Annotated in this window: 11 protein-coding genes; 9 read left to right on the plus strand and 2 right to left on the minus strand. The window is 66.1% G+C overall.

The genetic code is table 11. From position 1 onward, the window contains the following. Positions 1–125 precede the first annotated feature (125 nt). The 4 genes from dnaK to ACMPH2_RS08170 all read left to right on the plus strand — a co-directional run bounded on the left by dnaK (position 126) and on the right by ACMPH2_RS08170 (position 4,313). Positions 126–2,018, plus strand: a complete 1,893-nt coding sequence (dnaK, locus tag ACMPH2_RS08155; protein WP_417119171.1) for a molecular chaperone DnaK — start codon at positions 126–128, stop codon at positions 2,016–2,018. An 83-nt stretch (positions 2,019–2,101) separates the two neighbouring features. Then, the gene (locus ACMPH2_RS08160; protein ID WP_417119172.1) at positions 2,102–2,872 is read left to right on the plus strand and encodes a nucleotide exchange factor GrpE; all 771 of its coding nucleotides are present in this window, start codon (positions 2,102–2,104) and stop codon (positions 2,870–2,872) included. Positions 2,873–2,935: 63 nt separating this feature from the next. Next, positions 2,936–3,892 (plus strand): DnaJ C-terminal domain-containing protein, encoded by a 957-nt coding sequence (locus ACMPH2_RS08165; RefSeq protein ID WP_062531480.1) that lies wholly within the window; start codon positions 2,936–2,938, stop codon positions 3,890–3,892. Then, entirely contained in the window at positions 3,882–4,313 is a 432-nt protein-coding gene (locus ACMPH2_RS08170) for a heat shock protein transcriptional repressor HspR (RefSeq protein WP_062531479.1), read from the plus strand. The genes ACMPH2_RS08165 and ACMPH2_RS08170 overlap by 11 nt, the downstream gene beginning before the upstream one ends. 273 nt (positions 4,314–4,586) lie before the next feature. Here ACMPH2_RS08170 and ACMPH2_RS08175 read toward each other — a convergent pair whose 3' ends face one another. Then, on the minus strand, positions 4,587–5,015 hold the full coding sequence (locus ACMPH2_RS08175; RefSeq protein ID WP_303132313.1) for a hypothetical protein: 429 nt from the start codon (positions 5,013–5,015) through the stop codon (positions 4,587–4,589). Positions 5,016–5,305: 290 nt separating this feature from the next. On the opposite strand from ACMPH2_RS08175, the gene clpB reads away from it, so the two are divergent. The 3 genes from clpB (at position 5,306) to ACMPH2_RS08190 (ending at position 9,807) form a co-directional block, all read left to right on the plus strand. Beyond that, entirely contained in the window at positions 5,306–7,924 is a 2,619-nt protein-coding gene (clpB, locus tag ACMPH2_RS08180; protein ID WP_417119173.1) for an ATP-dependent chaperone ClpB, read from the plus strand. Between the two features lie 160 nt (positions 7,925–8,084). Next, a complete protein-coding gene (locus tag ACMPH2_RS08185; RefSeq protein WP_417119174.1) occupies positions 8,085–9,566 on the plus strand; it encodes a PASTA domain-containing protein in 1,482 nt (493 codons plus the stop codon). Positions 9,567–9,606: 40 nt separating this feature from the next. Further along, positions 9,607–9,807, plus strand: a complete 201-nt coding sequence (locus tag ACMPH2_RS08190; RefSeq protein WP_417119175.1) for a hypothetical protein — start codon at positions 9,607–9,609, stop codon at positions 9,805–9,807. 78 nt (positions 9,808–9,885) lie between these two features. Here the strand turns inward: ACMPH2_RS08190 and ACMPH2_RS08195 are convergent, their stop codons facing one another. Next, complete coding sequence (locus tag ACMPH2_RS08195; RefSeq protein ID WP_417119176.1) at positions 9,886–10,422, minus strand: hypothetical protein; 537 nt, start codon at positions 10,420–10,422, stop codon at positions 9,886–9,888. Positions 10,423–10,694: 272 nt separating this feature from the next. Between ACMPH2_RS08195 and ACMPH2_RS08200 the strand changes: the two genes are divergently transcribed. After that, the gene (locus ACMPH2_RS08200; protein ID WP_062531473.1) at positions 10,695–11,126 is read left to right on the plus strand and encodes an Hsp20/alpha crystallin family protein; all 432 of its coding nucleotides are present in this window, start codon (positions 10,695–10,697) and stop codon (positions 11,124–11,126) included. 295 nt (positions 11,127–11,421) lie between these two features. Continuing rightward, positions 11,422–12,645: a peptidase T gene (gene pepT / locus ACMPH2_RS08205; RefSeq protein WP_062531472.1), complete on the plus strand. Its 1,224-nt coding sequence runs from the start codon at positions 11,422–11,424 to the stop codon at positions 12,643–12,645. Positions 12,646–12,711 lie beyond the last annotated feature (66 nt).

Genomic DNA, 12,711 nt, shown 5'->3' on the forward strand with positions numbered 1-12,711 from the left:
GTATAGAATCAGATACCGCGGGAACAATCGCAGTGTACGAAGGCTCCGTCGGCGACTCGGCGGCAGCACAAGGGCAGACAAGCTCCCCGCCCCAGGGGCCAAGGGAGAGACAGAAGGGAATCGCAATGGGCAAGATTCTGGGTATCGATCTTGGCACCACCAACTCCGCGATGGCAGTCCTCGAGGGCGGCGAGCCCACCATCATCGTCAACGCCGAGGGCGACCGCACCACCCCGTCCGTCGTGGGCTTCCGCGCCGACGGCGACCGCATCGTGGGCAAGGCCGCAAAGAACCAGGCAGTCACCAACCCCAAGAACACGGTCTTCTCCATCAAGCGCTTCATGGGCCGTCGCTACGACGAGGTCAGTTCCGAGCTCAAGACCGTCCCCTACTCCGTGAAGGGCGGCACCGGCAACCGTGCCGTGGTCGAGATCGACGGTGAGGACTTCACCCCCGAGCAGATCAGCGCAATGATTCTGGCCAAGATGAAGGCCGACGCCGAGAAGTACTTGGGCGAGCCCGTCACCGACGCGGTCATCACCGTCCCCGCCTACTTCAACGACGCCCAGCGCCAGGCCACCACGGACGCCGTCAATATCGCCGGCCTCAACGTCCAGCGCATCGTCAACGAGCCCACGGCGGCGGCCCTCGCCTACGGCCTCGACAAGAAGGACATCGACCAGAAGGTCCTGGTCTTCGACCTGGGCGGCGGCACCTTCGACGTGTCCCTGCTCGACCTGGCCGACGGAGTCGTCGAGGTCCTGGCCACCAACGGTGACAACCATCTGGGCGGCGACGACTGGGACCAGCGCGTCATCGACTGGATGGCCGACAAGTTCCAGCAGGAGATGGGCATCGACCTGCGCCGTGACCCCATGGCGCTGCAGCGCCTGAAGGAGGCCGCCGAGAACGCCAAGAAGGAGCTCTCCAGCGCCCAGCAGGCAGACATCAACCTGCCCTTCATCACCGCCGACGCCACCGGCCCCAAGCACCTCAACTACACGCTGACCCGCGCCGAGTTCGAGCGCATCACCCGTGACCTGCTCGACCGCTGCAAGGGCCCCGTCACCAAGGCCCTCCAGGACGCCGGCCTGCAGATCTTTGAGGTCAACGAGGTCATCCTCGTGGGTGGCTCCTCTCGCATGCCCGCCGTGCAGGACCTGGTCAAGACCATGACCGGCAAGCAGCCCAACATGTCCGTGAACCCCGACGAGGTCGTCGCCGACGGCGCTGCCGTCCAGGGCGGCGTGCTCACCGGCGACGTCTCCGGCATCCTGCTGCTCGACGTCACCCCGCTCTCGCTGGGCGTCGAGACCATGGGCGGCGTCATGACCAAGATGATCGACCGCAACACCACGATTCCCACCAGCAAGACCGAGGTCTACTCCACGGCGGCCGACAACCAGACCTCCGTCGAGATCAACGTCCTGCAGGGCGAGCGCGAGATGGCTCGTGACAACAAGAGCCTGGGCAAGTTCAACCTGACCGGCATCCCCGCCGCACGCCGCGGCGTGCCCCAGATCGAGGTCACCTTCGACATCGACGCCAACGGCATCGTGAAGGTCACCGCCAAGGACAAGGGCACCGGCAAGCAGCAGCAGATCACGATCTCTGGCTCCACCGCGCTCTCGGACGACGAGGTCGACCGCATGGTCAAGGACGCCGAGTCCCACGCCGAGGAGGACAAGAGGCACAAGGACGAGATCGAGGTCCGCAACCAGACCGACTCGCTGTGCTACAGCACCGAGCAGACGCTGAAGGACCTGGGCGACAAGGTGTCCGAGGACCAGAAGAAGGAGGTCCAGGACGCGGTCGACGCAGCCAAGAAGGCACTTGACGGCACTGACGTCGACGCCATCAAGGCCGCGGGCGAGAAGCTCCAGGAGGTCGGGCACAAGCTGGCCGAGATCGTCTACTCCGACACCCAGGCTCAGACCTCCGCTGCCGGCGGAAGCTCGACCGACGACGTCGTCGACGCCGACTACGAGGTCGTGGACGACGACAAGAACAACCAGTAGGCCAAGGCCGCCTAGGCCCTAGGACAAGATGTTGGCTGGGGCGGCCCTTGCGGCCGCCCCTTTGGCAGCCCGAGGAGGGTGACGTGAAGGTGCCTATCGAGGGTGATGACATGAGGGACGAGGACGTCGTCGAGGCCACGGCGGCCGAGGGTGAGCCGGCGGTCGAGCCGGAGGTGGTCGCTGACGCCGCGCCCGAGGAGGAGTCCAGCGAGGAGGACCTGGTGGAGGCGGCGAAGCGCGCAGGCGAGCAGGCGGCTGAGGCCGACTTCAAGGCCGATGCCGACAAGGTCCGTCAGGAGCGCGACGACCTCCAACGGCAGCTCGACGAGGTCGCGGACAAGGTCGCCGCGGCACAGAGGGAGGCCGCGGACTCGACTGACCGACTGACGCGCCTGCAGGCCGACTGGGACAACTACCGCCGCCGCACTGCGCAGGAACGCCTGGCCGAGAGGGAACGCGCGGCCGAGAAGCTCGTGCTCAACCTGCTTCCGGTCCTCGACGACATGGAGCGCGCCTCCGCCCATGCGGCACAGACCGCCGATGGCGACGAGGCCCTGCTGCAGTTCGTCGCCGGCGTCGACGCGGTGCACGACAAGATGGTCTCCGTCCTGGGCAAGGAGGGCGTCGAGGTCATCGACCCAGCCGGCGAGCCCTTTGACCCCCTGGTCCACCAGGCCGTAGGTCGCGAGGAGAACACCGAGGCCTATGACGAGACGGTGGCCCAGGTGTACCAGAGGGGCTATCGCATGGGCGGCAAGGTGATTCGTACGGCCATGGTCACGGTGACCTATGGCGGGCCCAAGCGTCCCGAGCCGGAGGGCGAGCCCACGGGCGACGACGAGACCAAGGAGTAGTCGCACTTGGCGCGCCCGGGCCCAAGTCCGGGCGCTGCCACCAGGAAGGAGGCGTTGGCTTCTATGGCAGACAAGAACTACTACGACGTCTTGGGCGTGAAGCGCGACGCCAGCCAGGACGACATCAAGAAGGCCTTTCGCAAGCTCGCTGCCAAGTATCACCCCGACGCGGGTGGTGACGAGGCAAAGTTCAAGGAGGTCAGCGAGGCGTACACGACGCTCTCTGACACCCAGAAGCGTCGCGAGTATGACCAGATGCTGATGTTTGGTGGCATGCCCGGCTCGGGATTTGGTGGTGCGGGCGGCAGGAGCGGCGGCTACAGCTACACCACCAACGTGGGCGGGGCCGACTGGGGCGACATCTTCGACAATATCCGCAACGGTGACGGCGCCTTCCCTGGCTTCGACTTCTCGTCGATCTTCGGTGGGCAGGCCGCCGCCAACCGTCCTTCCAAGGGCCGGGATATAACCGCCACCATAGACGTGAGCGCGGAGGCCGCCTTTGCGGGCGAGCAGCGCAAGATCAGCTACTCGATTCCCTCGACGGGCGAGCGCCAGACCCTCAACGTCAAGGTCCCCGCCGGGGCAATCGATGGTGGCAAGCTGCGCTATCGCGGACGTGGCGAGTACGGGACCAACGGCGGTGCCCGCGGCGACCTCGTGGTGACGACCCGCGTGGCCGAGCACCCGCTCTTCAAGCGCGACGGGGCCGACGTGCGCATGGAGCTTCCGGTGAGCGCCTTCGAGGCTGCCCTGGGGGCCACCATCGACGTGCCGACGCCCGAGGGGGCGGAAGTCCGCCTCAAGGTTCCCGCAGGCACGCAGGACGGCAAGACCTTCCGCTTCAAGGAGCTGGGCGCCCCCGATGTGCGTCGCAAGGGATCCCGTGGCGCCCTGTACGTGACCGTGAGGGTCAAGGTGCCCACGCGACTCTCGCAAAAGGAGCGTGACGCGCTGGAGGCCCTGCGTGATGCCGACGGCCGTGACTACAGAAAGGACGTCGAGGCATATGGCGCGTAGCGACGCGAGCGGCAAGGACAAGCCGCTTTACATGATCAGCGTTGCGGCCGAGCTGACCGGCATGCATCCGCAGACCCTGCGCGTCTACGAGCAGAAGGGCCTGGTCAACCCCGGCCGCTCGCGTGGCAACACGCGGCTGTACTCCCAAGGCGACATCGAACGCCTCAACCTGATCAGCAAGCTTACCGACGAGGGCATCAACCTCGCGGGCGTCGTGCGCATCCTGGACATGCGTGAGCGCGCCCTCAAGCGCGACAAGGAGATAGACGAGCTGCGCGCGCGGGTCCGCTCGCTCGAGGACGATATCCACGAGCTTCGCATGCGCGAGCGCATCACGGCGCTTGCCCGCTACGACGGCACGGGTCCCGAACAGGTCATGCGCGGGCTCCTGGAGACCCACCTCGAGGACGATGACGAGTAGCGGCGGCGACGTTCGCACCAGGCAGGGGGCATCGCGACTCTGTCCGTGATGCCCCTCTCGTCTGGTCTGGGTCTGCCCTTTGTGTCGCGCTGGGCGCACGCGACTCCGGTCGTCGTCCCTTTTACGCGATTAGTGTACACAAACGAGCGAAATCACTGATAAAAGGGCTTTTTTGGCGAGAAATGCTTTCAGATTCGAGCATTGTGCACACCAACATGTCCGATTTTGGACGGGGGTGCCATCGTGCCATCTCATCCAAGCTCCCACTCCTTGTCACAGCGCGATGATGCAGCTCTCGACGTGCCCCTGAGGGCGTTGGAGCTCCCGGACGAGCTGTTGTGAGATGCGCCGCCCCCTCTCGCCTGGAAGAAGCGACCAGACCAGCCGCTGCCGCTCCCGCACGAAGGGCTGTCTGGTCAGGACGCTCCTCTGCAGTGAGAGGTCCCTGCCGGCCGTTCGCTCGATCGCCTCCATGACCTGCCCCATGAGACGGTCCGGGCCTCGGGGTTGGTACAGGTCCTCGCTCGTGGCGGGTAGCACCGTGAGGCCGCGTAGCCAGAGGTCGCGGTCGCGGCGCTTGTCGTCGACGATCGCGCGTCTGACGGCGGCAAGCGCCTCGTCCGCCTCGTTGGGCTCCATCGTCGTGGCCTCGGCAATGCTCCGCAGGTCGTAGTGCATGCCCCCGTCGTAGTTGATTCCCACTCCACTGCCCACAAACATGATGTCGGGTACGCGGGTCTGCTTCTGGGACAGCCCGTCGAGGCGTTCGGGTGCCGCGATGCGGGGATTGTTGTCGCGAGCCGGGGGCCGCGTTGCGCCCCGTCCGCCGCAGGCCTGGGCGCCGGCGTGACAGACCTTTCGCAAACGTACAAGACAACTCAGATAATCTATTGTGAATACACTTAGATTTGCGCATAGCGACCACCACTCCAGGGAACAATCAACTCAACAGACAGCGGTGCTCCCCGAGGGAGCCAGAAGGGGTGAGGCAGATGAGGTTTGACAAGTGGGCGGTCACCGCCCAGGAGGCTCTGCAGTCCTCCATAACCATCGCCGCCGATGCCGAGGCGGGGCAGGTTCGACCCATCCACCTGCTCAAGGCCCTGATAGAGTCGGGCGAGAGGAACCTCCGCGCCATCGTCGAGCGCGTCGGTGCGGACCCGGCGCAGGTTGAAGCCCAGGTGGACCAGGCCATCGCGCGTGCCCCCAAGGTGAGTGGCGACCTGTCGCAGATGGGCATCTCGACCGAGCTCACGCGCGTGGGCGACGCCGCGGAGAAGCTTGCCGCCAAGCTCGGCGACTCCTATGTCACCTCCGAGCACCTGCTCTGCGCGCTTGCCGACGAGCGTGGCGAGGCGGGCAGCGCCCTCAAGGCCGCGGGCGTCACGAGCAAGCGCGTGCAGGAGGCCTACCAGAGCCTGCGTGGTGACGAGCGCGTGACCTCCCAGGACCAGAAGTCCCAGTTCGAGGCCCTTGAGCAGTACGGCCGCAACGTGACGGACCTTGCACGCCAGGGCAAGCTCGACCCGGTGATCGGCCGCGTGGAGGAGATACGTCGCACGATCCAGGTCCTGAGCCGCCGCACGAAGAACAACCCGGTGCTCATCGGTGAGCCCGGCGTAGGCAAGACCGCCATCGTCGAGGGTCTGGCCGAGCGCATCGTGGCTGGCGACGTACCCTCGACCATCAAGGACAAGGACATCGTCGAGCTCGACATGAGCGCGCTGGTCGCGGGAGCGAAGTACCGCGGTGAGTTCGAGGACCGCCTGAAGTCGGTGCTCAAGGAGGTGGAGAAGTCCGACGGGCAGATCATCCTGTTCATCGATGAGCTCCACACCATCGTGGGTGCCGGCGCGACCGAGGGCTCCATGGACGCGGGCAACATCCTGAAGCCCGCGCTCGCCCGCGGCGAGCTCCATGCCATCGGCGCGACCACGCTGGACGAGTACCGCAAGTACATAGAGAAGGACCAGGCGCTGGCCCGCCGCTTCCAGACGGTGCTCGTGAGCGAGCCCACGGTAGAGGACACGGTCAGCATCCTCCGCGGCCTCAAGGAGAAGTACGAGCAGCATCACCGCGTGCGCATCACCGACGCGGCCTTGGTGTCTGCCGCGGACCTCTCGAACCGCTACATCAGCGAGCGCTTCCTGCCCGACAAGGCCATCGACCTGGTGGACGAGGCGGCGAGCCGCCTGCGCATGGAGCTCGACTCCATGCCGGCCGAGATAGACGCCGTCGACCGCCAGCTCACGCAGATGCAGATCGAGGAGCAGGCCCTCATGAAGGAGGAGGACGCCGCAAGCCGCGAGCGCCTCGAGACCCTGCGGAAGGAGATCGCGACCACGCGCGAGAGGCTCGACGGCATGAAGGCGAGCTGGGAGAACGAGAAGGCGAGCATCGACCGCGTCCAGGACCTCAAGTCCAAGATAGAGGAAGCCAGAGGCGAGATGGAGCGCGTCACCCGTACCGGTGACCTTGCTCGCGCGTCCGAGCTGCGCTACTCGACCATCCCCTCGCTCCAGGCCGAGTACGACGCCGCCGAGGCGGCGTTATCGCAGAAGCAGGAGGCGGGCGGCATACTCAAGGAGGAGGTCACCACCGAAGAGATCGCCGAGGTCGTGAGCTCCTGGACCGGCGTCCCCGTGTCGAAGATGATGCAGGGCGAGATAGACAAGCTCCAGAACCTCGAGGCCGAGCTCCACGAGCGCGTCATCGGCCAGAACGAGGCCGTGAGCGCGGTCGCCTCGGCGGTGCGCCGCAGCCGTGCGGGGCTTGCCGACCCCAATCGTCCCCTGGGAAGCTTCTTCTTCCTGGGACCCACCGGCGTGGGAAAGACCGAACTCGCCAAGGCGCTTGCCGAGTGCCTCTTCGACGACGAGCGCGCGCTGGTGCGCATCGACATGTCCGAGTACATGGAGAAGTTCAGCGTCCAGCGCCTGATCGGCGCCCCTCCGGGATACGTGGGCTACGACGAGGGAGGCCAGCTCACCGAGGCCGTGCGTCGCAAGCCGTACAGCGTCATCCTCCTGGACGAGATGGAGAAGGCGCATCCCGACGTGTTCAACATCCTCCTGCAGGTGCTGGACGACGGTCGCCTGACCGACGGGCAGGGTCGCGTCGTGAGCTTCAAGAACACGATCATCATCATGACCAGCAACGTGGGGAGCCAGTTCATCGCGGCCGCCAACGCCACGAGCGATCCCAAGGCGGTCAACTCCCAGGTCATGGAGGCGCTGCGCCAGGCCTTCAAGCCAGAGTTCCTCAACCGCATCGACGACGTGGTCGTCTTCCACTCCCTCGGGCTGGCCGAGATAGAGAAGATCGTGGACATCCAGCTTCGCGACGTGCGCAGCCGCCTCGCCCGCGAGCGCATCACGCTCAGGCTCTCGGACAGCGCGGTGCAGCTCCTCTCGCTCGACGGGCTTGATCCGGTCTATGGCGCGCGTCCGCTCAAGCGGCTCATCCAGCGCCAGGTCGTGGACAACGTCGCCAGCCTGATCATCGCCGGGGAGCTCCACGAGGGCGATACCGTCATGGTGGACGTCGGGGCGGACGGAAAGCTCTTCGCCGCCCGTGACGAGCAGGCGTTGGAGCCCGATTCCGTGGAGTAGCTGCTATCGCATCGACCTTCGTACCGCACGGTACCCGCCATTTCGCGAGGGGACGGACCCGAAGGCCCGTCCCCTCGCGCTTGCTGGGCCGGCCTGGCGTGAGCCGGCCCTTTGCGCGACCATAGGGAAGAATCGCGCGCACAACCCACCGGGAGGGCAGATGGAAGACCCCAAGAGCAGGCTCTCCGAGGTCCCGTCGGACGGGCTGGGCCCCTCCGTGGGAAGGTCCGAGCCGGCAGGCGACCTGGAATCGCCGTCCGATCCTCCCGTCACGGCCGTCCTCCCACAGGCCGTCGCGGCTCCCGTGCGGGAGCCCGAATCGCTGGAGCCCCCAAAGAGCGTTCCCGGCGAGGGCAAGAGCCGCAGCGTATCTCGTCCCGTCGTGGCTGCCGTGCTCCTGCTCGCTGCCGTCACGGTCACCGCGCTCTTCGTCACCTATGAGGCGGAGCTCTGGGGCGGCCGCCGCGTCCCTTCTGTCACGGGCAAGTCCCAGGTGGTGGCCCAGCGCGACCTGGAACAGCGCGGCTTCGAGGTCGTGCTGGCGGAGGAGCCTGTCGACGACGGGGTGGGCAAGGCGGTCCGCTGCGACCCTGCAAGCGGAACCAGGCTCGAGCGTGGCAGCGAGGTCACGCTGGTCGTCGGCACGAAGCGCGTGCTTCCCGACGTCGTGGGCATGCGACTCGACGAGGCTCGTGCCGTCCTGGCTGATGCGGGGGCGCAAGACGTGTCGATCCAGTACGAGGCCTCGTCCGCCGAGGGGGGAACGGTCACCAGGTCGACCCCCGAGGCGGGGAGCGCCTTCGTGGCCCGCGACGCGATCACCCTCACCGTGGCGCAGCCCTACACGGTTCCCTATGTCATGGGCAAGAATGAGTCCGAGGCAAGGTCGCTCGTCGAGGCGGCGGGCCTCGAGGCCAAGCTCGAGTACGTGAGCTCCGACGAGCCGGGCGGGAGCGTCGTCGGGGTGAGCCCTGACCAGGGCACGCGCGTCGGCAGGGACGACGTCGTGACCCTCAGGGTCTCGGAGCCCTATCCGTCCGACTATCACCACCTGGCCGAGTACTTCGAGTTCACCGCCAGCCAGATCGGGGACTACCTCCAGAAGCAGGGATTCTCCCTCCAGGCAAGCTATGCAAACGCGCACGGCAAGGCGCAGGCGCTCTATGAGGGCGAGGGGGGCAGGGTCACCTTGGGCTCGTATCCCTTCTCGGCAAAGTTCGACCTCGAGGCAGCAAGGGAGGGGGCGACCCCAGAGGCTGACGCCGGCTTCGAGGGCGTGCGCCTGGAGCTGCCCAAGTCAGAGTGGCCCGCGGAAGCGGGCAGGCTCAGCCGCGACGCCCTGGAGGGGGTCATGGAGCTCTGCGGTCTCAGCGGGCTGAGCAGAAGCTGCAACATGCAGACGGTCGTCCTCCCGCAGGGGCAGGAACGCAAGGGCACGCCCTTCGTCTGCGGTTACGGAGAGATGGGCGACGCCTGCTGGACGGTGCTCATAGTCCAGGGCGGGAAGGACGCGCGCGTGGTCGTGACGGCCGCTCCCAAGGCCCTGTACAAGAGCTATGACCTGGCTCCCTTTGGAGGGAGCGTCTGTGACTTCGTCGCCTACGGCGACGTCTACGGCAAGCGAGGGGCAGAGGTTGGATAGCGAGCGGATGCACAAGGACGCCATTGATGGAGGGGACGTCATGCTGGCGAGCAGGGCGGGGGGTGTCGGTCCCGTGCGGGAAGCTGACTGGTCAGGCGAAAGGGCGACAGGCGAGAGGCCCGTCACGTCATCTGACGCCAGCTTCCTTCGGGCGGAGAACGAGGACGACGACGGCTACGACCCCTACTCGGACCGTCCCGCCCCGTGCGAGCCCCTCTTCGAGGCCGATCCCTGGGATTAGAAGGGTCTCCGGCCGGCAGGAGGGTGCCGCCGTCGCCCGTGAAGCGCGCGTCAGATCGTCGGGGGCATCCCGTCCGGCCTACCTGGTGGAGAGCAGCCTCAGGATGATGAGGGCGACCACCACGAGCAGGGCCACCACGACGATGAGCGAGAGCACCGAGCGCCTGCGGCGGCTCCTCTCGCGCGACGAGAAGATGGAGCGCCGACCCTTGGGAATCTCGAGGTACTGGCCGTAGCGGCTGTTCTGGATCCTGCCCATGCCGCCGCGCGAGCGGCGGTACTTGGACGCGCCGGAGAAGACTTTGCCGCTCACGGCGACGTTTGAGTCGTGGGCGTAGCCGCTGGCGGAGGCGCCGTCCTGTCCGAGGTCGTCGATGGCGGCCTGGGAGCGGTGCGGGGCGCGCTGCCTCACGTAGGGCACGCGGGCGGCCACGGGCTGGAAGGTGGTGGCCGCGAAGTCGCCCTCGCCCGTCTCGCCCGTGGCCTCGGTCCCACCTTGGGTTGCCGAAACGACCGACGGCCGGGCCTCGGTCGCCGCCGTCTTGGGCGTGCCCTCCTCGTTCGTTGCGTTGTTGGGAAGGGGCTCCCGAAGACCCTCGTCAAAGCCCTTGTCCATGGAGCACCTCCGCCGCCGTGGCACGCAAAGCCCGTACACATCAATGGCAGTCATGATAGAGCAGGTGAGGCCTGCCAAAGTGTCATGCGCGATAGCTACATCTAACGCAATCTTCCTCTGCAACACCTAACTTAGACAGACTTAGATTTAATGAGCAAACTCAACTGAGAAAATATTGACCTGAGGTATAAAGTCAAGCTTCGATGGGCATATATACCAACGAGAGCAAAGGGTGTCTACCAGGGCATCCGCAAGCAGAAGGAGTGGTAAAGATGACGAACCTCATCCCTTACACCAGCTATGACAGGGCCCTTCGCAGGGCGTTCCCCTTCAACGCGTTCGACGACTTCTTCAACGCGCCGCTGGCCAGCCTCTCGAGCGATGCCGCATTCAAGATGAACGTCGAGGACGCCGGCGACAAGTACGTCGTCTCGGCCGAGCTCCCCGGCGTGAAGCGCGAGGACATCGACGTAGAGCTCAACGAGGGTCGCCTCTCGGTCTCGGTCGAGAAGAAGGAGACCGAGGAGGAGAAGGGCAAGAACTACCTCCACAAGGAGACGAACGAGTGGCAGGCCACCCGTGGCGTGTACCTCAAGGACGCCGCGATCTCCGGTCTCTCCGCAAAGCTCGACGGCGGCGTGCTCACCGTCAACGTCCCCAAGCAGGAGGAGAAGGCCAACGTCACCAAGATTTCGATCGACTAGCTCGAATCGGGGTTTGGCCAGGTTTGATTTGCTGACATAGCGAGGTGGGGGAGGCGATGCCACGGCGTCGCCTCCCCTTTTTTGTGTCCAGGAACCTCTCGCCTGGAATTTGGGGCGGCTCGCCCAGTTTTGACCCCTGGCGGAAGCCATCCTGGCGCTCACTCCCTAGTATTTCTAGACTGTTAAACGTCATTCAAATTGTCATGGGCCAGCCAATCAAAAGGCCGTTGCATCGACTGGCACCTCCAGTTCGCATGCGGCCGCCCGTGACATGCCATGGAGAGGAGAGCGCGACGTGAGGGCATACGAGAGACTCCTTGACTACGTCGTCGTGCGCACGCCCAGCGACGAGGGGAACGAGGCGCACACCCCCAGCAGCCCCGAGCAGTTCGAGCTCGCGCGCATGCTGGTGGAGGAGCTCAGGGGGTTGGGCGTCACCGACGTCCGCCTGAGCGACGACTGCTTCGTCTATGCGAAGGTACCGGCGACGCCAGGCCTCGAGGACAGGCCCAAGCTGGGGCTCATCGCCCACATGGACACGGTCTCGCAGTTCTGTGACCACGAGATCCGTCCCCAGCTCACGCCCGACTACGACGGTGGGGACCTTCCGCTCTTCCAGAGTGGGCGCACGCTCGCGGTGAGGGACTTCCCCCACCTGCCTACCCTCAAGGGCCGTACGCTCATCACCAGCGACGGGACGACGATCCTTGGCGCGGACGACAAGGCGGGCATCGCCGAGATTATGACCGCCCTCGAGACCCTGCTCGCCGAGGGCATCGCCCATGGCCCGCTGCGCATCGCCTTCACCCCTGACGAGGAGATAGGCTGCGGCGTGCACAGCTTCGACGTCGAGGGATTCGACGCTGACGTCGCCTATACCTTGGATGGCGACACCGAGGGCGAGATCCAGTACCAGAACTTCAACGCCTGCGAGGCCAGCTTCGAGGTCACGGGCGTGAGCGTGCACCCGGGCTCCGCCAAGGACGTCATGGTGAACGCCGTCCTCCTCGCCTGCCAGATCAACGGCATGCTCCCCGCCTTCGAGACCCCGCGCCACACCGAGGGCTACGAGGGCTTCTACCACCTGCTCCAGATAAACGGCGACGAGGCCCACGCGAGCCTCTCGTACATCGTGCGCGACCACGACGCGGGCTCCTTCGAGGCGCGAAAGCAGACGCTGCGCCACATCGAGAAGCTCATGAACGAGGAGTGGGGCGAGGGAACGGTCACCCTGACCATCAAGGACGAGTACAAGAACATGGCCTCGGTCATCGACGGCTGCATGTACATGATCGACAACGCGAAGCTGGCCGCGGAGCGCGCCGGCGTCAAGCCCGACGTGTCGCCCATACGCGGGGGCACGGACGGCTGCCAGCTCTCGTACCGCGGGCTGCCCTGTCCCAACCTGGGAACCGGCGGCCACGGATATCACGGTCCCTACGAGCACATCACGGTCGAGGGCATGGATGCCGCCACGAGGATGGCGGTCGAGCTCGTGAGGGTCTTTGCCGGGGAATAGCGGTCCGAGCGCGGGGGTTGCATCAGGGGCCGCCATGAGGGCGGCCCCTTTGGACGAAAGGGGTCT

Origin of the sequence: Olsenella phocaeensis, from assembly GCF_048189965.1 — a bacterium.
In the GTDB taxonomy this organism is placed as follows: Bacteria; Actinomycetota; Coriobacteriia; order Coriobacteriales; family Atopobiaceae; genus Olsenella_I; species Olsenella_I phocaeensis.

Coding starts and splice junctions, on each gene's coding strand:
- ACMPH2_RS08170 (WP_062531479.1), top strand. CDS start 3,882: ATGGCGCGTAGCGACGCGAGCGGCAAGGACAAGCCGCTTTACATGATC.
- ACMPH2_RS08200 (WP_062531473.1), top strand. CDS start 10,695: ATGACGAACCTCATCCCTTACACCAGCTATGACAGGGCCCTTCGCAGG.
- dnaK (WP_417119171.1), top strand. CDS start 126: ATGGGCAAGATTCTGGGTATCGATCTTGGCACCACCAACTCCGCGATG.
- ACMPH2_RS08165 (WP_062531480.1), top strand. CDS start 2,936: ATGGCAGACAAGAACTACTACGACGTCTTGGGCGTGAAGCGCGACGCC.
- clpB (WP_417119173.1), top strand. CDS start 5,306: ATGAGGTTTGACAAGTGGGCGGTCACCGCCCAGGAGGCTCTGCAGTCC.
- ACMPH2_RS08190 (WP_417119175.1), top strand. CDS start 9,607: ATGCTGGCGAGCAGGGCGGGGGGTGTCGGTCCCGTGCGGGAAGCTGAC.
- ACMPH2_RS08195 (WP_417119176.1), bottom strand. CDS start 10,422: ATGGACAAGGGCTTTGACGAGGGTCTTCGGGAGCCCCTTCCCAACAAC.
- ACMPH2_RS08185 (WP_417119174.1), top strand. CDS start 8,085: ATGGAAGACCCCAAGAGCAGGCTCTCCGAGGTCCCGTCGGACGGGCTG.